Below are 21,684 nucleotides of genomic sequence, written 5' to 3' on the forward strand. Positions count from 1 at the left end.
ATGGCGGCGCAGCAGACCTCGCTCTTCGGTGACTCGGCGAGCCTCGAGCCGGAAGTGCTGATCCGGGAGGAGGGCGACGTCCGGCTGTACCGGAACTGGTGGACGCCCGGGGAAACCGGGCGATTATTTCAGCAGTTGCAGGCCGAACTGGCCTGGCAGCAGACCCATATTCAGATGCACGGCAAGCGGGTGGCGGTGCCCCGGCTGGACGTGTGGTACGGTGACAGCGGCCATCCGTACCGGTACTCTGGCGTACAATTCGACCCTTTACCCTGGTCTCCCACGTTGTGGGCCATAAAAAACGAGCTGGAAACAAGACAGGGGTTGACCTTTAACAGCGTCTTGGCCAATCTTTACAGGCACGGGCAGGACAGTGTGGCCTGGCACAGTGATGATGAGCCGGAGCTGGGCCGCCACCCGGTGATTGCCTCGCTCAGCCTGGGTGCCGAGCGGCGTTTCGCGCTCAGGCACAAAACCCGCAAGGATATCGCACCGGTGCGACTGGATTTGCCCAGTGGCTCGCTGCTGATCATGGCCGGGGCCACCCAGCATTACTGGCAACACCAGTTGTCGAAAACTGCCCGGGCGGTCGGACCAAGGATCAATCTGACCTTCCGAACGGTATATGGCCCGGGCGATACGGGTTTATAATGTAATCGACTGCAATTTTCGAGGGACCGAGCGTGAGACCGGTTCCCTCACGCCCCGCTTATGCGCACCGTATCCCGGTGCCAGGAACCCCATAACAGACGCTTTGCAAAAAAGCGCCATAACAACAATCGAATGTGTCAGGAACAAAAAGCTGGATTGGGGGCTAACGTTGACAAAGATTCTGGTAGTAGACGACCACGACCTGGTTCGTATGGGCATTGTGCGCATGCTGGCCGACGTGGACGGCTTTGACGTCGTGGGCGACGCCAAAAGTGGTGAGGAAGCCGTTACCAAGGCTCGGGTCCTGGTACCCGACGTGGTATTGATGGATGTGAAAATGCCCGGTATGGGCGGTCTGGAAGCCACCAAAAAACTGCGTCAGATCAATCCTGATGTGAAGATCATCGCGGTCACGGCCTGCGATGACAGTCTGTATCCCACCCGGCTGATGCAGGCCGGCGCGGTCGGGTACGTCACCAAAGGTGCCGAATTCACCGAAATTACCGACGCCATCAATAAGGTGATTCGCGGCGACCTGTATATGAGCAACGCCATTGCGCAGCAATTGGCCCTGAAAAACTTCGCCGGCGAAGGGGAAAAATCGTCTCCCTTTGAAAAGCTCTCCCAGCGGGAACTGCAGACCGCCATGTTGATTGCCAATGGCCAGAAAGTGCAGGACATTGCCGATATTTTCTGCGTCAGCCCCAAGACGGTAAACAGTTATCGCTACCGGATTTTCGAGAAGCTGGACATCAACAGTGATGTGGAGCTGACCCTGTTGGCGGTGAAGCACAACTTTCTGGATCCGGAAGCGGTGGTGTAATCAACTCTCATCGCGCATGACCCTGACGCCGCCGAAGGCGGCAATGAGCCCGTAGACCGCAAACGCGATCAGCATGGAAGGCATCAGCTCGTACACATACTCCTGAATGACGGTGTAGTGGCTGATCAGGTAGGCGGCCACCCCGGACAGCATGATGGTAATGCACTGGCCTTCGGTGGGCAGGCGGTTGAACCGGTAGATCAGAAGCAGGGGGGCAAAGGCCGAAGCCAGCAGCCCCCAGGCCAGAATGACCAGCTCGAAGACACTGTCCTCCCCGTAAAGCGCAATGAACAGAGCCACCACCACCACGGTCAAGGTGGCGAACTTGGTGAACAGGAAGCCAAGCGGATTATTGGGGCGGAGATCCCGGGAGAGGGTGGCGGAACAACTGATCACCAGTGAATCCGCCGTGGACATGGTGGCGGCAAACAGGCCCGCCAGCACCAGGCCCGCCAAAAGCTCCGGCATCAGTTCAACCGCCATGGTGGGCAGGGCCAGCTCGCTGTCGAACTGATCCGCGTCGGTGATGATCAGCCGGGCCAGCAGTCCAACCACAATGGTCGCGCCGTAGAAGAAGGTAAACCAGCTGTAGTAATAGGCCCGGACCTGATTGATCAATTTGGAGTCGGTCAGGCTCATATAGCGGACCATCACGTGGGGTTGACCCACTACCCCGAAACCGGCAAATACCCAACCCAGCACGAACAGCGCGGCGGAGTACCAGGTGCTGCCCGGGGGAAACCAGTTCATGTAACCGCCTTCCACGTCGTGGAGCGATTCCATCATCGAATTCCAGCCGCCCATATGCTCCATGGCCATCCACATCAGCAGGGGCATGGCCACCACCATGACCATGGACTGGGCGGCATCGGTCCAGATGGAGGCCCGTATACCTCCGGCGAAGCTGTAGATCAATACGACCACGGCGCCCAGAATGGCGCCGGTGGAGAGGTCCCAGTCCAACAGTACATGCAGCGCCTTGCTGCCGGCATTGAGCTGGGCACCGGCATAGGTACCGAGGAAAATCAGAATCAGCAGCCCGCTGAGTGCCCGCAGGCGGTGATAACGCTGGCCCCACCAGCGACTGATCAGGCCGCTGAACGAGTGCAGGTCCTGCTTGCCAGTGGTATCGCGAATTGAGCGCCAGAGGGTCAGCGAGCCCAGGTAGTCCCCGAAGATCCAGCCGATCATCAGCCAGATGGAAGACAGGCCGTTGACGTAGGTGAAGCCGATCATGCCGGTAAACATGTAGCCACTGTTATTGGTGGCCACGGCGGAAAGCGCGACCAGCCAGGGCCTGATACTCTGACCGGCGGTCAGGTAATCGGCGGTGGTGTGCTTGCTGGCCAGGACCGACAAGGCCCCGATCACCACGAACACCAGTAGAAAGAACAGAAAGCTGGCAATCAACATAGTTTAACCATAGCGGCAATTCCGGAGACTCGCAAAATGGCCCGGGTTGGCCCGTCTTCACTTAACCGGCGGTTTCGGTCACAATACGGAACTGTTCTGCCCGCCACGGTGATACCGCGAACCACGACCTGCGACCTTTTACCTATGTGTAACCCCGCTGCCCCAGACGCTTTTGACGCGACGCGTTTTCTGGCCAACACCACCCAGCAACCCGGCATCTACCAGATGTACGATGGCGAGGGGAAGCTGTTGTACGTGGGCAAGGCCAAGAATCTGAAGAAGCGGCTGTCGAGCTACTTCCGTAAAACCGGTCTGCCTCCCAAAACGGCAGCCCTGGTGGCGAAGATCCAGCAGATCGATGTGACGGTCACCGCCAGCGAAACCGAAGCGTTGATTCTTGAACAGAACCTGATCAAAAGTCATCGCCCGCCGTACAATATTCTATTGCGGGACGACAAGTCCTACCCTTATATTTTTCTTTCCAGCGCCGAAACGTTTCCCCGCATCAGCTTTCATCGCGGGTCGAAGAAAAAGCGGGGCCATTACTTTGGCCCATACCCGAACGTTGGCGCCGTGCGCGACAGCATGAATTTTCTGCAGAAAACCTTTCAGGTGCGTCAGTGTGAAGACAGCGTGTTCAAAAACCGCTCGCGCCCCTGTCTGCAGTACCAGATCAAACGGTGCACCGCTCCCTGTGTGGATTACATCAGTCCGGAGGATTACGCCGAGGATGTGCGTCATACCCGGATGTTCCTCAGCGGCGACAGCGATACCCTGTTGAAGGAACTGGCAGATCAGATGGATGCGGCGTCCCAGGCGCTGGATTTTGAACGGGCGGCCGCGCTGCGGGATCAGATTACCGCGCTGCGCTCGATCCAGTCCCAGAACCTGATCGAAGAGGGGTACGGCGATCTGGATGTGGTGGCGGCCGTTCTGCAGGCGGGTCTGATATGCGTGCACGTCCTGTTTGTTCGTCAGGGGCGAATTCTGGGCAGCCGGAGTTATTACCCACAAGCGTCACTCGCGGATTCGGAAACGGATGTACTGGCGGAATTTCTGCCGCAGTTTTATCTGGCCAGTGAGGGCAGGGAGATTCCCCGGGAAATTGTCACCAGCCATCCGGTGGCCGAGGCCGAACTGATTGCCCAGGCGCTCAAGAGTGCCTCGGGCCGTCAGGTGACGGTGACCGACAAGGTTCGCACCCACCGTTCCCAGTGGGTGCAAATGGCCACAACGGCCGCTCAGCAGAACCTCTCCAGCCGGGTGAACAGCCGCAAGAACAGTATGGATCGCTTTATCGCTCTGCAGGATGCGCTGGGGCTGGACGAGATGCCCCAGCGGTTGGAGTGTTTTGATATCAGTCACAGCAGCGGTGAACTGACCCAGGCGTCCTGTGTGGTGTTTGATACCAACGGGCCGCTCAAGTCTGATTATCGTCGTTTCAATATTGAGGGAATCACGCCCGGCGACGATTACGCGGCGATGGAGCAGGCGTTGCAACGCCGCTATACCCGTTTGCAGAAAGGCGAGGGTAAGCTGCCGGATATTCTGATTATCGATGGTGGCAAGGGTCAGTTGGGCAAGGCGCAGGCGGTGCTGGCGGAGTTGGGTGTCAATAATGTGCCGTTGCTCGGTGTGGCCAAGGGGACGACGCGCAAGGCGGGGTTCGAGACGCTGTATTGGGCGGAGACCGGCAAGGAGTTTGTGATGTCGAGCGATTCGCCGGCGTTACACTTGCTGCAGCATATCCGTGATGAGGCGCACCGGTTTGCGATTACCGGGCATCGCCAGCGCCGGGACAAGAAGCGGCGGACCTCGAGTCTGGAGGGGGTGCCGGGTATCGGGGCGGGTCGCCGTCGGGAGTTATTGCGTCATTTTGGAGGGCTGCAGGAGGTACAGAAGGCCAGCGTGGCGGATCTCGCCAAGGTACCGGGCATCAGCAAACGCCTGGCGGAGGAAATCTACGGCCATTTTCATGGGTAATGGTGGTTGTATGACGTCCGGTTCGGCGCCTGTGGGTCTACTAATTCCGCGAGTATAAATGGTGCCCGGAGCCGGAATTGAACCGGCACGACTGCAATAGTCGGCAGATTTTAAGTCTGCTGTGGCCGCTCTCGGACGTCCTGTCCTCCGCGGCACTTGGGCTTCCTGCCCGGCGTCTACCAATTCCGCGGGTAATAAATGGTGCCGGGAGCGGGACTTGAACCCGCACGATCTTACGATCTCAAGATTTTAAGTCTTGTGTGTCTACCAATTTCACCATCCCGGCCGGGGAGAGTACTACGAAGGGAAAGTTGGAGGCGCGAGCCGGAGTCGAACCGGCCTAACCGGATTTGCAATCCGGGGCATAACCGCTTTGCTATCGCGCCTTGCTTGAAGAGGGGCGAATTCTAAAGGAATCGCTCAAAAAATCCTAGGGGTTTCCGTGGGTTATCCGGGAATTTTTTGTGGTTGATCAATATTTGAACGCCTACTTCAATCGCATAAAGGGCCAGGCGGCGCGCAGGTAGAGGATCATGGACCACAGGGTCAGCAGGGCGGCGCTGTACAGGGTGATGTAACCCAGCCAATAGAACAGCGCGAAGGGCAGGTCGGCCAGTAGGACGATCAGGGCGGTCATCTGCAGCGTTGTCTTGATTTTACCGATGTAGGACACCGCCACGCTGGCGCGCTCGCCCAGTTCGGCCATCCACTCCCGCAGGGCGGAGATCACGATTTCCCGGCCGATGATCACAATCGCCGGTGCGGTAAACCAGGGCGTGGCGTGTAGTTCCACCAGTAGCGCAAGGGCAATGACCACCATCAGTTTGTCGGCCACCGGGTCCAGAAAGGCGCCGAAGGGGGTGGATTGGTCGTATTTGCGGGCGACGTAACCATCGGCCCAGTCGGTGATGGCCGCGATACTGAAGATCATGGCGGAGGCGAAGTGTGCCCACCCGAACGGAAGGTAAAAGACCACTACAAACAGCGGAATGAAAACGATGCGGATCAGGGTCAGTTGGTTCGCCAGGGTCATGGGATAGATCGGTCTCTGGTTCTGTCGTTGGGCGAATCATACAGCCGTGAGACGGGGGTGACCAGTGTCGAGCGTTATCCGTATTGCACAGAGGGCCGAATTGGGGCCGACCTTTCAAGACCGTGGAGCGGGGGACCCGCGATTCGAGCCTACAGGGATGTATTTACGGCGTGTCTTGAAAGGTCGGCCCCAATTCGGTCCGAGCCCGGATATGTGGCTGCTATAGCGTAGGGATCGCGCGATCCAGAGCGCCCACGTCAAGGAAGGGCGAGGCATCAATATCTTTGGCGTCCATCATTTCCGCCACGCGTTGCAGGGCGGCGATGATCATGCTCTGCTCCCACTCATCCAGCTCCCGAAACCGCTCCACAAAGTTGTCCTGCAGCGCCGTGGGCGCGGAGGCCAGGATTTTTCGGCCGTGGTCGGTCAAACGGGGGTAGACCTTGCGTTTGTCGGTTTCCGAGCGGATGCGTTCGATCAGCTCCCGCTTCTGCAGGCGATCCAGAATGGTGGTGACGGTGGCCTGGCTCAGGCTCATATCCCGGGCCAGCTCGCTGATGGTCATGTCGCCCTTGGCGTGGACGATCTGCAGGAGCAATAACTGTGGCCCCGTGACGCTGGCTGTTTTGACCAGCTTTTTGGAATGCAGGTCCGTCGCCCGGATCACCCGACGCAGCGAAACCAATACCTCTTCAATTTTGTCCGAGGTGCTCATGGACTTGAGCGCCGTCATGTTGCGTTCGGCGCGGGAAGCCAGGCCCTGAGGCAGGTGAGATTCGTCTTTGGTCATGCGCTTGTCTCCGAAGGGCTAGACGGGTTCGGGTGGACTCATCATTTCGCTTAGTGTACTATAGATTTTTATTTAGTTCTCTAACTATTTCAATTCATTCGAATTGTCGGGGCAAACCTTGATTTTTTGCGGGTTTGGGATCATACCCCTATATTGTTGTTATAAACGGGAAGGAGCAGAGCATGACCGACACACCCAGTGACAATCTGGATTTTCGCAAGCCCACCGCTGAGGTCGGCTACCTCCTGAATCAGTTGGTGGCTGCCAGCCCGCCTCTTGACCCCAATTCCATTTACTGCAATCTGCTGCAGTGCTCCCATTTCGCGGATACCGCCGTGGCGGTGTTCGATGGCGAGACACTGGTCGGTTTTGTGTCGGGGTACGTAGAACCCAACAAACCGGACACACTGTTTGTCTGGCAGGTGGTGATTGCCGAGGCCGCCCGGGGTAAGGGGTTGGCCAAACGGATGCTCAAGCACTTGCTGAGCCGCGAAGCCTGTGCCGAGGTGCGTTACATTGAAACCACAATCACACCGGACAACGAAGCGTCCTGGGCGCTGTTCCGCAGCCTGGCCCGCGATCTGGATACCGAGCTGAACAGTGAGGTGTTCTTCGAGCGCAATATACATTTCGGTGGCGAACACGATGACGAACACCTGCTGGTGATCGGCCCCTTTCAGACCAGTCGCCACTGATTCGGTAGGCACTGTTTCATAAAAAGTCACACCGGCCGACCCGTCGGCCAGAAGGTGCCTCAAGATGAGTAGAGGTATCGAACAAGCGGGTTAGCGGGGCGGCACCCCGGTAACCCGCACAATGTTTCAGAATGGAGGACTTATGTCACACACAGTCGAAAAAATCGGCGGCACGTCAATGAGTGAGTACGAAGCCGTACGCGACAATGTGGTTATGAAGAACGGGAAAGACGAGGACCTCTATCATCGCATTTTTGTGGTTTCCGCCTATGGCGGCCTGACCGACCTGCTGTTGGAGAACAAGAAGAACGGCCAGCCCGGTGTCTACGGCCTGTTTGCCAGCACCAACGATGACGATCCCTGGATGGAAGCGTTCGACAAGGTGCGCAAGCGCGTGCTGGAGCTGAACAAGCAATATTTCGGTGACACCGACCTGCGTAAGGAAGCCGATGCCTATATCAAAGAGCGCCTGGATGATGCCGAGCGCTGCCTGACGGATCTGCAACGTCTGTGTCAGCACGGCCACTTTGAGCTGGATGCGCACCTGTTCACCGTGCGTGAGATGTTGGCCAGTATCGGTGAAGCCCACAGCGCCTGGAACATGGCCAACCTGCTGCAGCGCGACGGCGTCAACGCCCGCTTTGTGGATCTGTCCGGTTGGAAGGCCGATGGCGCTCTGCCGCTTGATGAGATGATCAAGCGCTCGTTCGAAGGTATTGATTTCGCCAAAGAGCTGCCGATCGTGACGGGCTACACCCACTGTAAAGAAGGTCTGATGGCCAGCTTTGATCGCGGCTACAGCGAAATGACGTTCAGCCGTATTGCGGTGCTCACCGGTGCCCATGAAGCGATCATTCATAAAGAGTTCCACCTGAGCAGTGCGGACCCCCGCCTGGTCGGGGCCGACAAGGTGGTGCCCATCGGCCGCACCAATTACGATGTGGCGGATCAACTGGCGAACCTGGGGATGGAAGCCATTCACCCCCGTGCGGCCAAAGGCCTGCGTCAGAACGGCATTGCGCTGCGGGTGAAGAACACCTTCGATCCGGATCACGATGGCACCCTGATCACCGGCGATTACGTCAGTGAAAAACCCTGTGCGGAAATCATTGCCGGTCGCAAAGGTGTGTACGCGATTGAGGTGTTCGACCAGGACATGATGGGCAATATCGAGAAGTATGACTCGGGTATTCTGCACCAGATTTCGCGCTTCAAGGCCCATGTGGTGAGCAAGGACATCAATGCCAACACCATTGTTCACTATGTCGCCGGTAACCTGAAAACCGTCAACCGCATCCGCAATATGCTGGAAGAGAAGTACCCGGATGCGGAAGTGGATGTGCGCAAGGTGGCCGTCGTGTCCGCCATCGGCAGTGACATGAAAGTCTCCGGCATGCTCGCCAAGTCAGCGACGGCGCTGTCCAGTGCCAACATCAGTGTGTTGGCCATTCACCAGTCCATCCGCCAGGTGGATATGCAGTTCATCGTTGACGAGGACGATTACGATCAAGCCGTGAAGAGCCTGCACAAGGCTCTGGTGGAAGTCCATGACCACGGGGACGCCATATGCGCAGCCTGATCAGGCTGGCCGCGCTCTGTCTGATCTGTGCCTCGGTATCGGTGTTCGCCCAGAGCGACGCCGATGGCGAGGCACGTCAGCGTGTGGCCGAGGAAATCGAGAAGCTGGAAGAACCGATGTACAGCCCGTTCATTGAGCGCTATATGCTCGATGAACTGAAGCAGTTGCGGGTTGACTTGTCCAATCAGCGCGCCGAGCTGATTCAGCAGGTGGTGGACCGGGAGATTGAGTCGATCGACCGCGGGGTGACCTACGCGACCAATACCGTCACCTACTTTTTCTATCTGATTGCGGCGGTGAGTTCCATTCTGGTGTTGCTGGGCTGGAATTCCATACGCGACATGAAAGAGAAGATGAGCAGCCTGGCGGATGAGGAAGTGGGCAAGCTGGTCAATGCCTACGAAGTGCGCCTGCGGGGTATCGAGAAACAGCTGACCCAGAAAACCCGGCACATTGATGCCAACCGTGAGGAAATTGAACGCACCCAGGAAATTCATTCGCTCTGGTTGAGAGCCAATCTGGAACATACGCCGGCGAACAAGATTGCCATCTATGACCAGATTCTGGCCATGAAGCCCGAGGATTGTGAGGCGCTGACCTACAAAGCGGATGTGGTCCTGGAACTCGGTGAACCCCAGTGGGCGGTGAACCTGTGTCAACAGGCCCTTTCGATTGATTCGGACAACGCCCACGCGTTTTATCAGTTGGCCTGTGCTCACACGGCCCTGGGGCACTATGAAGACGGTGTGCATTTCTTGGGCGAGGCACTGGCCCGGGCGGAGAGTTACCGAGAGTCTCTGATGCAGGATCCGGCGCTGTTCCCGCTGCACGATATGTCCGCGTTCAAGGAGCTGTTGGGGATTCGGGAAGAAGACGGGCAGTCGTAGAGTGTGGTTACGGCGGATACTACCGAGGTTCGCGTAGGGCGGACAAGCGCGAAGCGCGCATCCGCCGTCGCCATACATTAAAACGACACAACCAATAACCAATAACCAATAACAGGCCACCGAGGAGTTTCCGATGTTCGACAACCTCGCCCAACGCCTGAAGTTGAGCGCCATTCCGCAAATCTTCTTTATCTCCGTCGGCATTATCGTCCTGTTCGTCGGCTTCGCCATTCCCTTCAATGAACCCTTTGCCCGCTTTTTTGACATGCTGGGCGGCTTTACCTTCACCAACTTTGGCTGGTTTTACGTCCTCAGCGTCAGCGGCCTGTTATTGTTTCTGATCTGGGTGGCGACCAGTCGCTATGGCCGGATTCAATTGGGACCGGACGGGCAGGGGCCCGAGTACGATACGCTGACCTGGTTCTGCATGTTGTTCGCGGCCGGTATCGGTACCATTCTGATGTTCTGGGGCGTGGCCGAGCCCATGTCCCACTTCGCCAACCCGCCCCTTGAGGGTGTTGACGGCGGCACCAAAGACGCCGCCCGCCTCGCGATGAATATCTCCCTGTACCATTACGGTTTACACACCTGGACCATTTTCACCATGCCGGCGCTGGCGATCGGGTATTTCACCTACCGTCAGGGCCTGCCGATGCGCATCAGCAGCGTGTTCTATTCGGTGCTGGGGGATCGTATTTACGGGCCGATCGGGTGGACCATCGATATCATCGCGTTGCTTGGCACCCTGTTTGGCGTGGCCGTGTCGGTCGGCCTGGGGACGCTGCAGCTCAACACCGGTATGAATTATCTGTTCGGACTGCCCAAAGGGCAGGTGGCCGAAATGGCCATTGTGGCCGCCATTACACTGGTGGCATCGGTGTCTGTGGCACTGGGGCTTGATCGGGGCATCAAGCGACTGTCCGAGTTCAATATCGTAGTGGCTCTGGTCATTCTGGTCTTTGTCGCGGTGGCCGGACCGACGCTGTTTATCGTGTCGGGTACGGTTCAGAATATCGGTGGCTATCTGCACAATCTGCCCTGGCTGGCATTCTGGACCGAAGCTTACAATGAGGGCAACTGGCAGCGTCAATGGACGGTGTTCTACTTCGCCTGGACGATTTCCTGGGCTCCTTATGTGGGCATTTTCATCGCCCGGATTTCCAAAGGCCGGACCATCCGCCAGTTTGTGGCCGGGGCGCTGGGCGCGCCGCTGCTGTTCACCATCGTCTGGTTTTCCGTGTTCGGGATGGCGGCCATCGATCTGGACCTGAACCACGGTACGGATATCGCCGCGCAAGTGCAGGCGGACGTCTCGGTGGCGCTGTTCAGCTTTCTCGAGCAGTTCCCGCTGTCATCCCTGATATCAACCCTGGCGGTGATTGTAATCGTGGTATTTCTGACCACCTCGGCCGATTCGGCGGCCCTCGTGGTGGATCTGTTGTCGCGCAAGGACAGTCAACCTTCCCGAACCGTTCAGCGGGTGTTCTGGACTCTGTTGCTGGGGTTGGTGGCCGCCACGCTGTTGCTGGGGGGCGGTTTGCAGGCGCTGCAGAATGTGATCACCGCACTGGGATTCCCGTTCTGTGTGCTGCTGGTGTTTATGGCTTACTCATTGACCCGCGCCCTGCATGCGGACTATCTGGGGTATTCTATGGAGGAACTCGCCGAAGGTAAGGCACCGGCGATGGGACCCATGGGCTCGCTGCCCAGTGATCGCAAAGGTCGAGGAGATGACGAGTGACTGAACATCGCGCCTACCGGGTTCACCAGCCCGGTGATGAAAACGCACTGAGTCTGGAGCACACGCCCGCACCCGAGCCGCGCGCGGGACAGGTGAGGGTGCGCCACAAGGCCATCGGCCTGAACTTTATTGACATATATCACCGCACAGGCCTGTATCCCCTGGATCTGCCGACCGGTCTGGGGTTGGAGGCCGCCGGGGTAATCGAGGCTCTGGGGTCGGATGTCCAAGGCTGGAAGGAGGGTGACCGGGTGGCCTATTGCAGCGGCCCACCCGGGGCCTATGCCGACTCCCATGTCGTCGCGGCGGATCGGCTATTGGCACTGCCGGATGGCATTGAGTACGAAGTCGCCGCGGCCACCTTGCTCAAGGGCCTGACCGCAGCCTATCTGTTACACCAGACTCACGCCGTTCAGCCTGGGGAAACCCTGTTGTGGCACGCGGCCGCTGGCGGTGTCGGGCTGCTGGCCTGTCAGTGGGCGGCACATTTGGGGGCGCGAGTCATTGGCACGGTGGGATCGGATGCGAAAGCGAAATTGGCGCTGTCCCGCGGCTGTTACGAAGTGATCCGCTATCGGGAGGAGTCGGTCGTAGAGCGTGTCATGAGCCTGACCGATGGCAAGGGTGTTCCGGTGGTGTATGACTCGGTGGGCAAGGATACCTTTGACGTCTCTCTGGACTGCCTGGCCCGGCGCGGGCTGATGGTGAGCTTTGGCAACGCCTCCGGTGCGGTGCCGGAATTCAGCCCCTTGCTGCTGGCCCAGAAAGGCTCGCTGTATATCACCCGACCGACGCTGGCGCATTACGCGACCACACGGGAGGAGCTGGAGACTTTGGCCGGACTCTGGTTCGAGGCGGTGTTGTCCGGTGCGGTGAAAGTGGATATCAATCAGACCTACCGCCTGGACGAGGTACCCCGGGCGCATCGCGAGCTGGCAAACCGGCAGACTACCGGGGCCAGTGTTATCATTCCGTAACCCAATTCGAACACTATCAACCATCAGGACCCCAACACCATGCCCAAAGGCTTCGGCACCAAACTGGTTATCGCCATTTCGTCCCGAGCGCTGTTCGACCTGGATGAGAGTCACCAGGTATTTATCAACGAAGGCCTGGAAGCTTATGCCAACTACCAGATCGAGCGCGAAGACGAACCCCTCAAACCGGGGGATGCCTTTCCCATGGTACAAAAGCTGCTCCACCTGAATGAAAGCCTCGAAGGCGACCCCCGGGTCGAAGTGATTCTGCTGTCCCGCAACAGCGCCGATACCGGCTTGCGGGTGTTCAATTCCATCGAGCACTACGGGCTCAACATTACCCGGGCCGCGTTCTGCAGTGGCAGCAGCCCGTACCGCTATATCTCGGCGTTCGGCTGCCACCTGTTTCTGTCCACCGACGGTGAAGACGTGCGTCAGGCGCTCAATCAGGGCGTTGCGGCCGCGACCCTGGTCGCCGCCAAGAACAAGTCCGAGCAGGAAGAGGAGCTGCGCTTTGCCTTCGACGGCGATGCGGTGCTGTTTTCCGATGAGGCGGAGCAGGTGTTCAAGAGCCAGGGCCTGAGCGCCTTTGCCGAAAGTGAACGAGCGTCCGCCAAAACGCCGTTGAGCGGCGGCCCCTTCAAGGCCTTCCTGTCGGCACTGCAGGGCTTGCAGAGTGAATTCACCGAAAGCCGTTGCCCCATTCGCACGGCACTGGTCACTGCCCGCTCGGCGCCGGCTCATGAGCGGGTGATTCGCACTCTGCGGGCCTGGAATGTGCGCATCGACGAGTCCCTGTTCCTGGGGGGATTGCCGAAAGGGGAGTTCCTCAAGGCCTACGGGGCGGACGTTTTCTTCGACGATCAGCAACAACACATCGAGTCGGCCAGCGAGCACGTTGCCAGCGGCCATGTTCCCCATGGCGTTGCCAACCAGGTGCCAGGCTAGGCAGTGGCAGTCTATATAGTCTAAAGTTATAGCGAGGGTTATTTTTTGACCAGAGGCTGGCAATTTGGCTTCTGAGGCTCTATTCTACAAAAGAATAATTACCGTAATTTTTATAACACCGTCCTTTTGTTAACACCGCGCTCTGGGTGATCGAGTCGACGGTTGGGGTTGAACGGTCTGCTGTGTCGGGGCGCACGGGGGCTGTCCGAAGGACGATCGGAGGGCATTATGAAGCTGCAACAACTGCGTTATATCTGGGAAGTGGCGCACCACGACCTGAATGTGTCCGCGACCGCCCAGAGCCTGTACACCTCCCAGCCGGGTATCAGCAAGCAGATACGCCTGCTGGAAGATGAGCTGGGTGTGGAGATTTTTTCCCGCAGTGGCAAACACCTGACCCGGATTACCCCCGCCGGTGAAGCAATTCTGAAAACCGCCGGCGAGATCCTGCGGAAAGTCGACAGCATCAAGCAGGTGGCGCAGGAGTTCAGCAACGAACGCAAGGGCAGTCTGTCCATCGCCACCACGCACACCCAGGCACGCTATGCCTTGCCGCCCATCATTCAGTCCTTCATTAAGCAGTATCCCGATGTATCGCTGCATATGCATCAGGGCACGCCCATGCAGATTTCCGAAATGGCCGCGGATGGCACGGTGGATTTCGCCATTGCCACGGAGGCGATGGAGTTGTTCAGCGACCTGGTAATGATGCCATGCTACCGCTGGAACCGCTGCATTGTGGTGCCGCGCGAGCACCCCTTGGCGCAGGTTGAGCCGTTGACGCTGGAGGCGGTGGCCAAGTATCCGATTGTGACGTACGTGTTCGGCTTTACCGGTCGCTCGAAGCTGGACGAGGCGTTCATGAATCGCGGTCTGGCACCGAAGGTGGTGTTCACGGCGGCGGATGCGGACGTGATCAAGACGTATGTCCGTCTCGGTCTGGGGATCGGTATTGTGGCGAAGATGGCGGTGGATGAGCATCTGGATTCGGATCTGGTGGCATTGAATGCGGACCATCTGTTCGAGAGCAGCGTGACCAAGATCGGGTTCCGCCGCGGGACCTTCCTGCGAGGCTTCATGTACGATTTCATCGAGCGCTTCGCCCCTCATTTGACACGCAATGTGATCGACGAGGCCTACAACCGCCACTCCCGCGCGGAGTTGGAGGAGCTTTTTGCCCATATAGAGCTTCCCACCTATTAGTGAGTAAGTGGCCGAATCACGTCCGGTTTGTGGAGGGGAAGCCCTTTCAAGACCGTAAGCGGAGGGACTCCGCGCGTCGAGCCCCCAGGGGCCGCTCTATGGCATCCATGCCATCGCGGCATTCGTGCATCCATGCACATCATGGGTTCACGGCGTGTCTTGTAGAGGTATACCCTTCCGCAGCACTTTCTACGTAGTTTCTCAGCCGTATATTCTCTTCGTAATAATTATACAAAACCTCTTGCCTTGTACAATAAATCGGCGTACAACTTATACAAAGCCTGGCCACTTGTATAAGAGGTGCATCGATGGATACCCACGCAGACGTCAAAATTCCGGTCGGCATCAGCGAATGCCTGCTCGGGGAGCGGGTCCGGTTTGACGGTGGACACAAGCGTAACCGCTTCCTGACCGACGTCATGAGCCGCTACTTCGACTATCGGCCGGTGTGCCCCGAAGTGCTGATTGGCCTGGGAATCCCCCGTAAACCCATTCGCCTGGTCGCCACCGATAAAGGCACCCGCGTGCGCGGCGTTCAGGACGACCGTCTCGATGTCACTGAAGCCCTGGCCGCCGAAGCCGACAAAGCGCTGGAGCGGATGCCCGACCTCTGCGGCTACGTCATGATGCAGAACTCGCCCAGTTGTGGCGCCTTTCGCATGAAGCGTTACGGCGAAAACGGCTATCCGCTCGACAGCGACGGGATCGGGGCCTATGCGGAACGGTTGATGGAACTGCATCCGCTGCTGCCGGTGGAAGAGGCCGGTCGCCTGACCGATGCCGGGCTGCGGGACAACTTCATCTCCCGGGTGTTCGCCTACCACGACTGGAAAACCTCAGTCGAGCCCGACCCTACGCCGGCCAAGCTGGTGGATTTCTACTCCCGCTACAAATATCAGGTCATGGCCCACCATGTGCCCAGTTACCAGTCCATCGGTCGGCTGGTCGCACAGGCCGGCACCCGGGATATCCATGAGCTGTGCAATGAGTTTCTGAACGCCTTCATGGCGGCGCTGAGCCATAAAACCACCCGCAAGAGCAACACCAATACCATGATGCACCTGCGCGGTTACCTGCGGGATCTGCTGGATGGCAACGAGCAGCAGGAGCTTTCCGAGGTGATTGATGCCTACCACGCCGGGGACGTGCCGTTGGTGGTGCCGCTGACGCTGCTCAAGCATTACCTGCGTAAAGTGGACAATCCTTACCTTCAGAAGCAGACATTCTGGGCACCGCATCCGGAAAAACTGGGGCTTCGCAATGCCAACGTCTGAGGATCGGGACCCAATGGTGTCCGAGGCGGTTCCCATTCGCAGGGTCTCCGAGCTTACCGGCGTCAACAGCGTGACCCTGCGGGCCTGGGAGCGGCGGTATGGCTTGTTGAAGCCGTTGCGCACCGCCAAGGGACACCGCCTGTACCGGCCGGAGGATATCGCCCGGGTGGAGGCCATTCAGCGTTGGCTCGCGCGCGGTGTGGCCGTCGGCCAGGTCAGGGCACTGCTGGACCAGGGCGTCGATGAGAGCGCAGCCGGACTTTCGGAGGCGGACCCCTGGCAACAGCACCGGCAGGCGATGGGGCAGGCGCTTGCCACCCTGGATGTACGCGCACTGCAAAAGCGGCTTGCAGCGCTGACCGCCGAATACCCGATGCCGGTTCTGGTGGACCATTGTCTTGAACCCCTGTTGTCGCAGTGGCGGTCCGACGTCGGGCAGGGCCGGCCACAATACGGTGCAACCACGCAACTGATGTGTCTCGAGTCGGTGTTGCTGGGCCATTTTGCCTCGGCCCGGCATCGGCAGACGGTACCCAGGTCGGCGCCGCGCCTGTTGCTGGTGGATAACGGTCGCACACCGGATTCCGTGCTGCCGATGATCCTGGCGTACAGTCTGGGCGTAAACAGGCTCCAGGTGGACTTCTTCGGCCCGCTGCCCCAGGCAGAGTGGTTGTACGCGGTGGATCTTCGGGATGCTGATGCCGTGCTGCTCTACACCGACAGTGTGCCCGAGCCGGGACTGGGCTCCGTACATCGCGATCTGGAGCGGCAACTGGCGGTTCCGGTCTGGTTGGCGGGCCGGCAGACGGCGCTGGTGGAAGACGCGCTGCGACCGCATTGCCTCGGACAATCCCTCAGCGAGATTCTGGCGGCGCTGGCGGCCCGGCGTCCCACGTGGGTCGATGGTCCTATTTCCTCTGATAACGGGTCCGCAGGCTCTGGAGTATCGCAATAATGGCAGACACACTGATCGCACAAATCACCATGCTGTACGAGCGATTTGACCCGGCGCTGATCGGTGCGCTGGACCAGATCTACGATAGCGACGTGGTGTTCGAAGACCCTCTGCACCGGGTGGAGGGACTGGTGGCGTTGCGTCGGTATTTTTCCGGCATGGTGCACGGTCTTGAGGAGTGTGGTTTCACCTTCAATCACATCCTGGAACAGCGGGGACAGGCGGGCGAACCGGATCAGGCCGTGCTGCTGTGGACCATGCACTACCGCCACCGCAAACTCAAAGGCGGCCGGCGGCTGAGTCTTGAAGGCAGCAGCCATCTCCAGTTCCGGGATCGGGTGCTGTACCACCGCGACTATTTTGATGCGGGTGCGATGCTCTATGAGCACATTCCGGTGTTGGGGTATGTGATCGGCAAGATCAAGGCGAGGTTGGGGTAATGGCGGCGGCGGATAGTCAGCGTATTCTCGTGTGGCTGCGCAATGACCTGCGGCTGCGTGACAACCCGGCACTGTATCACGCGGCCGAGGCCGGGCAGGGTGTGGTGGCGGTGTACGTGCTGTGTGAGAATTTCATCGAGCGGCACAGTACGGCGCCGGCGCGGCTTGACTTTGTTCGACGGCACCTGGTGCAACTGCAAGCCGACCTGGCCGAGCGGAATATTCCACTGGTCCTGCTCCGGGTCCGTCGGGCCGACGACATTCCGCACCAACTGCTGACGCTGGCGCGGAGGGAAGGGTGCCACTCACTTTACTTCAACGCGGAGTATCCCCTGGATGAACTGGACCGGGACCGGGACGTCGCCGAGCATTTCCGTCGCCATGACCGACACTACAAGCGATTCCACGATCGGGTGATTCTGCCACCGGGCCAGGTACGCAACGGTCAGGGCGAACCCTACCAGGTGTTTACCGCCTTCAAACGGCGATGGCTGCAACTGGCGCGTGAGCTTCCGATGGTGCCGCACGGTCTGCCCGCCGTTCAGCCGGACACCCTGGGGCAGGTCGGCGATGCGGGGGTGCCGCTGGAGGCCCTGTTCCAGGGCATCCATCTGAAAGATCTGTCGGCACTCTGGCCCGCCGGTGAGGAGGAGGCGCTGCGCCGCCTCGCCGAGTTTGCGGACGGGCCCATTCATGACTATAAAAACAGACGGGATCTGCCGGCGGAGGCCGGCACGTCCACGTTGTCGCCCTATCTGGCAGTCGGCAGCCTGTCTCCGCGTCAGTGTCTGAACGCCGCACTGACGGCCAACGAAGGCCGCTGGGACGAGGGCAGTGATGGCGTGACGACCTGGATCAGCGAATTGGTCTGGCGGGATTTTTATCAGCATGTGACCGTGGACTTTCCGCAGGTGTGCAAGAACCGTCCACTGCAGAGCCATACCGATGGCTTCCCCTGGCGCAGTGATGAGGACGACCTGAACCGCTGGCGTCGGGGAGAAACGGGTATTCCCATTGTCGATGCGGCGATGCGCCAGCTTCTGGAAACCGGCTGGATGCACAACCGTCTGCGGATGATCGTGGCCATGTTCCTGACCAAAAACCTGCGCATTGACTGGCGCCAGGGCGAGCGCTGGTTCATGTCCCAGTTGATTGACGGTGACTTTGCGGCCAACAACGGCGGCTGGCAGTGGAGTGCCTCCACCGGAACCGATGCAGCGCCTTACTTTCGGATTTTCAATCCGGTGACCCAGTCCGAGCGTTTTGATCCCGACGGACGGTTTATTCGTAAGTACATTCCAGAGCTGGCAAAGGTTTCGAGCCGACAGATTCACCAGCCGCCACCGGTGTCCGGTTACCCGGCACCGATGGTGGACCTGAAAGCCAGCCGCAAGGAGACCATTGCGTTGTTCCAGCAGCTCAATGGCTCACCGTCAAAGGGCTAGAGGAGTTGTCTATGAACCAGTCCCGCTGGATATGGGTTACAGGTGCTTCAACCGGTATTGGTGAAGCGCTGGCCCGCCGATTGCTGCAAGACGGTCACCGGGTGGTGATCAGTGCCCGCTCGGCCGACAAGTTGGACGCCCTGGCCCGGGCGTTCCCCGAACAATGCCACACACTGCCGGTTGACCTGACCGATCGCGAAGCGCTGAGTCAGGCGGCCGACCGATTGAAGGCGATTACCCCCCATCTGGATGCCGTTGTGATCAACGCCGGCACCTGCGAGTACATCGACGTCAAGCACTTCGATGCGGCCCCCTTTGCTCCGGTGATGAACATCAATGTGATCGGTTCGGCCAATACCGTTGAGGTGGCCCTGCCGTTCCTGCGCCGCTCGCCGAATCGCGCGCAGGTCGTCGGAGTGGGCAGTATGGTCACGGTCCTGCCGCTGACCCGCAGTGAAGCGTACGGCGCCTCAAAGGCCGCGATGGAGTACTTCATGCACTCGCTGCGCGTGGATCTGGCGCCGGAGGGCATCGACGTGACCCTGGTGCGTCCCGGGTTTGTCAAAACGCCGCTTACCGATCGCAATGACTTTGAAATGCCGTTTCTGGTCGAGGCCGAAACGGCCGCGGAGCACATTGCCCGTGGTATGGCCCGGCGCCAGCGAATTGTGCAGTTTCCCTGGCAGTTGGTGTGGACCATGCGCCTCATCAGCTGGTTACCCCTGGGCTGGAAAACAGCTCTATTGAAGAAGATGGTGAAAGCTTGAGCAAGACATCAGGTGCTGTGGGCACAATGGATTCTGAAACAAAACATATTGCGATCATCGGCTCCGGTATCAGCGGATTGACGGCGGGGTACCTGCTGGCCAAAAGGCATCGCGTGACGGTGTTTGAGGCGGGCGACACCATCGGTGGTCACACCGCCACCAAGCGCGTGAACGTGGCGGGGCAGGACTATGATGTGGATACCGGGTTTATCGTCTTCAATGACCGGACATACCCGAATTTCATCAAGCTGATGTCCCGGTTGGGGGTCGCCAGTCAGTTGACCGATATGGGCTTTGGCGTGACCCGGCCCGACAACCATTACGAGTATAGTGGCAGTGGTGTGCGCGGCCTGTTTGCGCAGAAACGCAATCTGTTGCGGCCGGCACACTGGCGGATGCTGCGGGATATTCTGCGCTTCAACCGCGCCTGTACCCAGGCGTATGAGCAGGACCAGATCGACCCGGAAATGACGCTGGGCCAGTACCTTGAACAGGAACGGTACAGCCGGTTTTTCCGGGAACACTATATTCTGCCGATGGTATCCGCCATCTGGTCCTCCGGGCTGTCCGGTGCGGCGGAGATGCCGCTGATCTTTTTTATCCGCTTTTTCCATAATCACGGTCTGCTCACCGTCACCCAACAGCCCCAGTGGTACACGATCAAGGGGGGCTCCCACAGCTACCTGACACCGCTGACCCGGGAGTTCGCCGAGGGTATCCACACTGGTTGCCCGGTGACCCGCGTGGAGCGCACGGAACAGGGGGTGCGTCTGACCACGGACCGTTTTGGTGAGCAGGCCTTTGACGAGGTCATTTTCGCCTGCCACAGCGATCAGGCCCTGAAGCTGTTGGTGGATCCGACGGATCGCGAATACGATATTCTGTCGGCCATTCCCTACCAGGATAACGACGTGGTGCTGCACACCGATTCAAGCATTCTTCCCAAAGCGCGTGGCGCCTGGGCCAGTTGGAACTACCGGCTGAGCCCCGGACGGGATGACGAAGCCGTTCTGACCTACAACATGAACATGCTTCAGCGTCTGGCCTGTCCCGAGACGATATGCGTCAGCGTGAATGCCACGCAGTGGCTGGATGAGCACAAAATTCTCGGTCGCTATCGCTACAGTCATCCGGTGTTCAATCGGGCCAGTATCGCCGCCCAGGCCCGCTGGAGCGATATCAGTGGGGTCAATCACACCCATTACTGTGGTGCCTACTGGCGCAACGGCTTTCACGAGGACGGTGTGGTATCCGGTCTGCGTGTGGCCAAGGCGTTGGGGGAGTCCTTCTGATGCACAGTGCCATTTATCAGGGCTGGGTCCGTCATCGCCGCTTTGTGCCCAGAAACCACGAGTTCCGTTATCGGTCGACGCTGTTTTATCTGGACCTGGATGAACTGCCGAGATTGTTTGAAGGGCTGCGCTTCTGGGGGTTCAATCGCCGTCGACTTGGCTGGTTCCGGCGGGAGGATTACCTTCACCCCGAGAAGCCGGACCTGAAGACAGCGGTGCGCGAGGAAGTCACCCGTCAGACGGGGCACTGTCCCTCCGGCCCCATCCGGTTGCTGACCAATCTGCGTCAGTGGGGGCTGTGCTTCAATCCGGTCAGTTTCTATTACTGCTTTGAACCGGACGCGGAAAGGCCCAGTGTCATCCTGGCGGAGGTCAATAACACCCCCTGGAATGAGCGGCACTGCTACGTGATTCCCTGCAACCCGATCACGGGCAAGAGTCGATTGGGCTTCAGGAAGGCCTTTCATGTATCGCCGTTCAATCCGATTGATATGGAGTACCGGTGGATCAGCACCGCGCCGGAGGAAACGCTGCTGGTGCACATGGAAAACTGGCGGGAGGGCGCCCGTCACATGGATGCGACGCTCAGTCTGGAACGACTGGCCTGGGCGCCTTCACGTCTGAATCGCATTTTGTGGCAGCAGCCCTGGCTAACGATCAAAGTGCCCCTGGCCATTTATTGGCAGGCACTCAGACTCTGGTTAAAGCGGGTGCCTCTCTATGGGCATCAGACGGCCCCGGCTTCTGAACGATCCCTCACCCGAATTACGCTGGCACCCAGGAGGTAG

General features: G+C 59.1%; 20 protein-coding genes and 3 tRNA genes. 17 read left to right on the top strand and 6 right to left on the bottom strand.

Translation table 11 applies throughout. From position 1 onward, the window contains the following. Both OOT55_RS04745 and OOT55_RS04750 read left to right on the top strand, forming a co-directional pair. Positions 1–651, top strand: a complete 651-nt coding sequence (locus tag OOT55_RS04745; protein ID WP_265367993.1) for an alpha-ketoglutarate-dependent dioxygenase AlkB family protein — start codon at positions 1–3, stop codon at positions 649–651. A gap of 169 nt (positions 652–820) precedes the next feature. Continuing rightward, complete coding sequence (locus OOT55_RS04750) at positions 821–1,474, top strand: response regulator (protein WP_265367994.1); 654 nt, start codon at positions 821–823, stop codon at positions 1,472–1,474. On the opposite strand, the gene OOT55_RS04755 is transcribed toward OOT55_RS04750, so the two are convergent. After that, entirely contained in the window at positions 1,475–2,887 is a 1,413-nt protein-coding gene (locus tag OOT55_RS04755) for a sodium/proline symporter (RefSeq protein ID WP_265367995.1), read from the bottom strand. It abuts the gene before it with no gap. A 144-nt stretch (positions 2,888–3,031) separates the two neighbouring features. Between OOT55_RS04755 and uvrC the strand changes: the two genes are divergently transcribed. Further along, positions 3,032–4,870, top strand: coding sequence for an excinuclease ABC subunit UvrC (gene uvrC, locus OOT55_RS04760; protein ID WP_265367996.1), 1,839 nt, complete (start codon positions 3,032–3,034; stop codon positions 4,868–4,870). A gap of 59 nt (positions 4,871–4,929) precedes the next feature. Here the strand turns inward: uvrC and OOT55_RS04765 are convergent. The 5 genes from OOT55_RS04765 to OOT55_RS04785 all read right to left on the bottom strand — a co-directional run bounded on the left by OOT55_RS04765 (position 4,930) and on the right by OOT55_RS04785 (position 6,618). Next, a tRNA-Leu gene (locus OOT55_RS04765) sits at positions 4,930–5,024 on the bottom strand. Positions 5,025–5,069: 45 nt separating this feature from the next. Next, a tRNA-Leu gene (locus OOT55_RS04770) sits at positions 5,070–5,156 on the bottom strand. A gap of 26 nt (positions 5,157–5,182) precedes the next feature. Continuing rightward, a tRNA-Cys gene (locus OOT55_RS04775) sits at positions 5,183–5,256 on the bottom strand. A gap of 101 nt (positions 5,257–5,357) precedes the next feature. Continuing rightward, positions 5,358–5,903, bottom strand: a complete 546-nt coding sequence (gene pgsA, locus OOT55_RS04780; RefSeq protein WP_265367997.1) for a CDP-diacylglycerol--glycerol-3-phosphate 3-phosphatidyltransferase — start codon at positions 5,901–5,903, stop codon at positions 5,358–5,360. Between the two features lie 220 nt (positions 5,904–6,123). Next, positions 6,124–6,618, bottom strand: a complete 495-nt coding sequence (locus tag OOT55_RS04785) for a MarR family winged helix-turn-helix transcriptional regulator (RefSeq protein ID WP_202960771.1) — start codon at positions 6,616–6,618, stop codon at positions 6,124–6,126. 257 nt (positions 6,619–6,875) lie between these two features. Here OOT55_RS04785 and ectA point away from each other — a divergent pair, with 257 nt between their 5' ends. The 14 genes from ectA (at position 6,876) to OOT55_RS04855 (ending at position 21,684) form a co-directional block, all read left to right on the top strand. After that, on the top strand, positions 6,876–7,388 hold the full coding sequence (gene ectA / locus OOT55_RS04790; protein ID WP_265367998.1) for a diaminobutyrate acetyltransferase: 513 nt from the start codon (positions 6,876–6,878) through the stop codon (positions 7,386–7,388). Between the two features lie 142 nt (positions 7,389–7,530). Next, positions 7,531–8,967, top strand: a complete 1,437-nt coding sequence (locus tag OOT55_RS04795) for an aspartate kinase (RefSeq protein WP_265367999.1) — start codon at positions 7,531–7,533, stop codon at positions 8,965–8,967. Continuing rightward, complete coding sequence (locus OOT55_RS04800) at positions 8,955–9,854, top strand: tetratricopeptide repeat protein (protein ID WP_265368000.1); 900 nt, start codon at positions 8,955–8,957, stop codon at positions 9,852–9,854. Before OOT55_RS04795 ends, OOT55_RS04800 begins: the two co-directional genes overlap by 13 nt. Before the next feature lie 133 nt (positions 9,855–9,987). Beyond that, a complete protein-coding gene (locus tag OOT55_RS04805) occupies positions 9,988–11,595 on the top strand; it encodes a BCCT family transporter (protein WP_265368001.1) in 1,608 nt (535 codons plus the stop codon). Further along, entirely contained in the window at positions 11,592–12,572 is a 981-nt protein-coding gene (locus tag OOT55_RS04810; protein ID WP_265368002.1) for a quinone oxidoreductase family protein, read from the top strand. The genes OOT55_RS04805 and OOT55_RS04810 overlap by 4 nt, the downstream gene beginning before the upstream one ends. A gap of 39 nt (positions 12,573–12,611) precedes the next feature. Then, complete coding sequence (locus OOT55_RS04815; protein ID WP_265368003.1) at positions 12,612–13,520, top strand: 5'-nucleotidase; 909 nt, start codon at positions 12,612–12,614, stop codon at positions 13,518–13,520. A gap of 228 nt (positions 13,521–13,748) precedes the next feature. Beyond that, positions 13,749–14,723, top strand: a complete 975-nt coding sequence (gene cysB / locus OOT55_RS04820; protein WP_265368004.1) for an HTH-type transcriptional regulator CysB — start codon at positions 13,749–13,751, stop codon at positions 14,721–14,723. 308 nt (positions 14,724–15,031) lie between these two features. Continuing rightward, on the top strand, positions 15,032–15,997 hold the full coding sequence (locus OOT55_RS04825) for a YbgA family protein (protein WP_265368005.1): 966 nt from the start codon (positions 15,032–15,034) through the stop codon (positions 15,995–15,997). Continuing rightward, on the top strand, positions 15,984–16,952 hold the full coding sequence (locus tag OOT55_RS04830; RefSeq protein WP_265368006.1) for a MerR family transcriptional regulator: 969 nt from the start codon (positions 15,984–15,986) through the stop codon (positions 16,950–16,952). The genes OOT55_RS04825 and OOT55_RS04830 overlap by 14 nt, the downstream gene beginning before the upstream one ends. Beyond that, positions 16,952–17,392, top strand: coding sequence for a nuclear transport factor 2 family protein (locus OOT55_RS04835; RefSeq protein ID WP_265368007.1), 441 nt, complete (start codon positions 16,952–16,954; stop codon positions 17,390–17,392). The genes OOT55_RS04830 and OOT55_RS04835 overlap by 1 nt, the downstream gene beginning before the upstream one ends. Then, positions 17,392–18,837, top strand: a complete 1,446-nt coding sequence (phrB, locus tag OOT55_RS04840) for a deoxyribodipyrimidine photo-lyase (protein ID WP_265368008.1) — start codon at positions 17,392–17,394, stop codon at positions 18,835–18,837. The genes OOT55_RS04835 and phrB overlap by 1 nt, the downstream gene beginning before the upstream one ends. A gap of 11 nt (positions 18,838–18,848) precedes the next feature. Next, entirely contained in the window at positions 18,849–19,604 is a 756-nt protein-coding gene (locus OOT55_RS04845) for an SDR family NAD(P)-dependent oxidoreductase (RefSeq protein ID WP_265368009.1), read from the top strand. A 26-nt stretch (positions 19,605–19,630) separates the two neighbouring features. Then, positions 19,631–20,896: an NAD(P)/FAD-dependent oxidoreductase gene (locus OOT55_RS04850; RefSeq protein ID WP_265368010.1), complete on the top strand. Its 1,266-nt coding sequence runs from the start codon at positions 19,631–19,633 to the stop codon at positions 20,894–20,896. Next, complete coding sequence (locus tag OOT55_RS04855; RefSeq protein WP_265368011.1) at positions 20,896–21,684, top strand: DUF1365 domain-containing protein; 789 nt, start codon at positions 20,896–20,898, stop codon at positions 21,682–21,684. The genes OOT55_RS04850 and OOT55_RS04855 overlap by 1 nt, the downstream gene beginning before the upstream one ends.

Source organism: Marinimicrobium sp. C6131, assembly GCF_026153455.1.
Lineage (GTDB): Bacteria > Pseudomonadota > Gammaproteobacteria > Pseudomonadales > Cellvibrionaceae > Marinimicrobium.

Excerpts from the sequence above, each read along its gene's own strand:
- OOT55_RS04795 (WP_265367999.1), top strand. The coding sequence starts at position 7,531 with ATGTCACACACAGTCGAAAAAATCGGCGGCACGTCAATGAGTGAGTAC.
- OOT55_RS04745 (WP_265367993.1), top strand. The coding sequence starts at position 1 with ATGGCGGCGCAGCAGACCTCGCTCTTCGGTGACTCGGCGAGCCTCGAG.
- OOT55_RS04835 (WP_265368007.1), top strand. The coding sequence starts at position 16,952 with ATGGCAGACACACTGATCGCACAAATCACCATGCTGTACGAGCGATTT.
- OOT55_RS04800 (WP_265368000.1), top strand. The coding sequence starts at position 8,955 with ATGCGCAGCCTGATCAGGCTGGCCGCGCTCTGTCTGATCTGTGCCTCG.
- OOT55_RS04855 (WP_265368011.1), top strand. The coding sequence starts at position 20,896 with ATGCACAGTGCCATTTATCAGGGCTGGGTCCGTCATCGCCGCTTTGTG.
- OOT55_RS04825 (WP_265368005.1), top strand. The coding sequence starts at position 15,032 with ATGGATACCCACGCAGACGTCAAAATTCCGGTCGGCATCAGCGAATGC.
- OOT55_RS04785 (WP_202960771.1), bottom strand. The coding sequence starts at position 6,618 with ATGAGCACCTCGGACAAAATTGAAGAGGTATTGGTTTCGCTGCGTCGG.
- OOT55_RS04805 (WP_265368001.1), top strand. The coding sequence starts at position 9,988 with ATGTTCGACAACCTCGCCCAACGCCTGAAGTTGAGCGCCATTCCGCAA.
- OOT55_RS04755 (WP_265367995.1), bottom strand. The coding sequence starts at position 2,887 with ATGTTGATTGCCAGCTTTCTGTTCTTTCTACTGGTGTTCGTGGTGATC.
- pgsA (WP_265367997.1), bottom strand. The coding sequence starts at position 5,903 with ATGACCCTGGCGAACCAACTGACCCTGATCCGCATCGTTTTCATTCCG.
- cysB (WP_265368004.1), top strand. The coding sequence starts at position 13,749 with ATGAAGCTGCAACAACTGCGTTATATCTGGGAAGTGGCGCACCACGAC.
- phrB (WP_265368008.1), top strand. The coding sequence starts at position 17,392 with ATGGCGGCGGCGGATAGTCAGCGTATTCTCGTGTGGCTGCGCAATGAC.
- OOT55_RS04830 (WP_265368006.1), top strand. The coding sequence starts at position 15,984 with ATGCCAACGTCTGAGGATCGGGACCCAATGGTGTCCGAGGCGGTTCCC.
- ectA (WP_265367998.1), top strand. The coding sequence starts at position 6,876 with ATGACCGACACACCCAGTGACAATCTGGATTTTCGCAAGCCCACCGCT.
- OOT55_RS04850 (WP_265368010.1), top strand. The coding sequence starts at position 19,631 with ATGGATTCTGAAACAAAACATATTGCGATCATCGGCTCCGGTATCAGC.
- uvrC (WP_265367996.1), top strand. The coding sequence starts at position 3,032 with ATGTGTAACCCCGCTGCCCCAGACGCTTTTGACGCGACGCGTTTTCTG.
- OOT55_RS04845 (WP_265368009.1), top strand. The coding sequence starts at position 18,849 with ATGAACCAGTCCCGCTGGATATGGGTTACAGGTGCTTCAACCGGTATT.
- OOT55_RS04815 (WP_265368003.1), top strand. The coding sequence starts at position 12,612 with ATGCCCAAAGGCTTCGGCACCAAACTGGTTATCGCCATTTCGTCCCGA.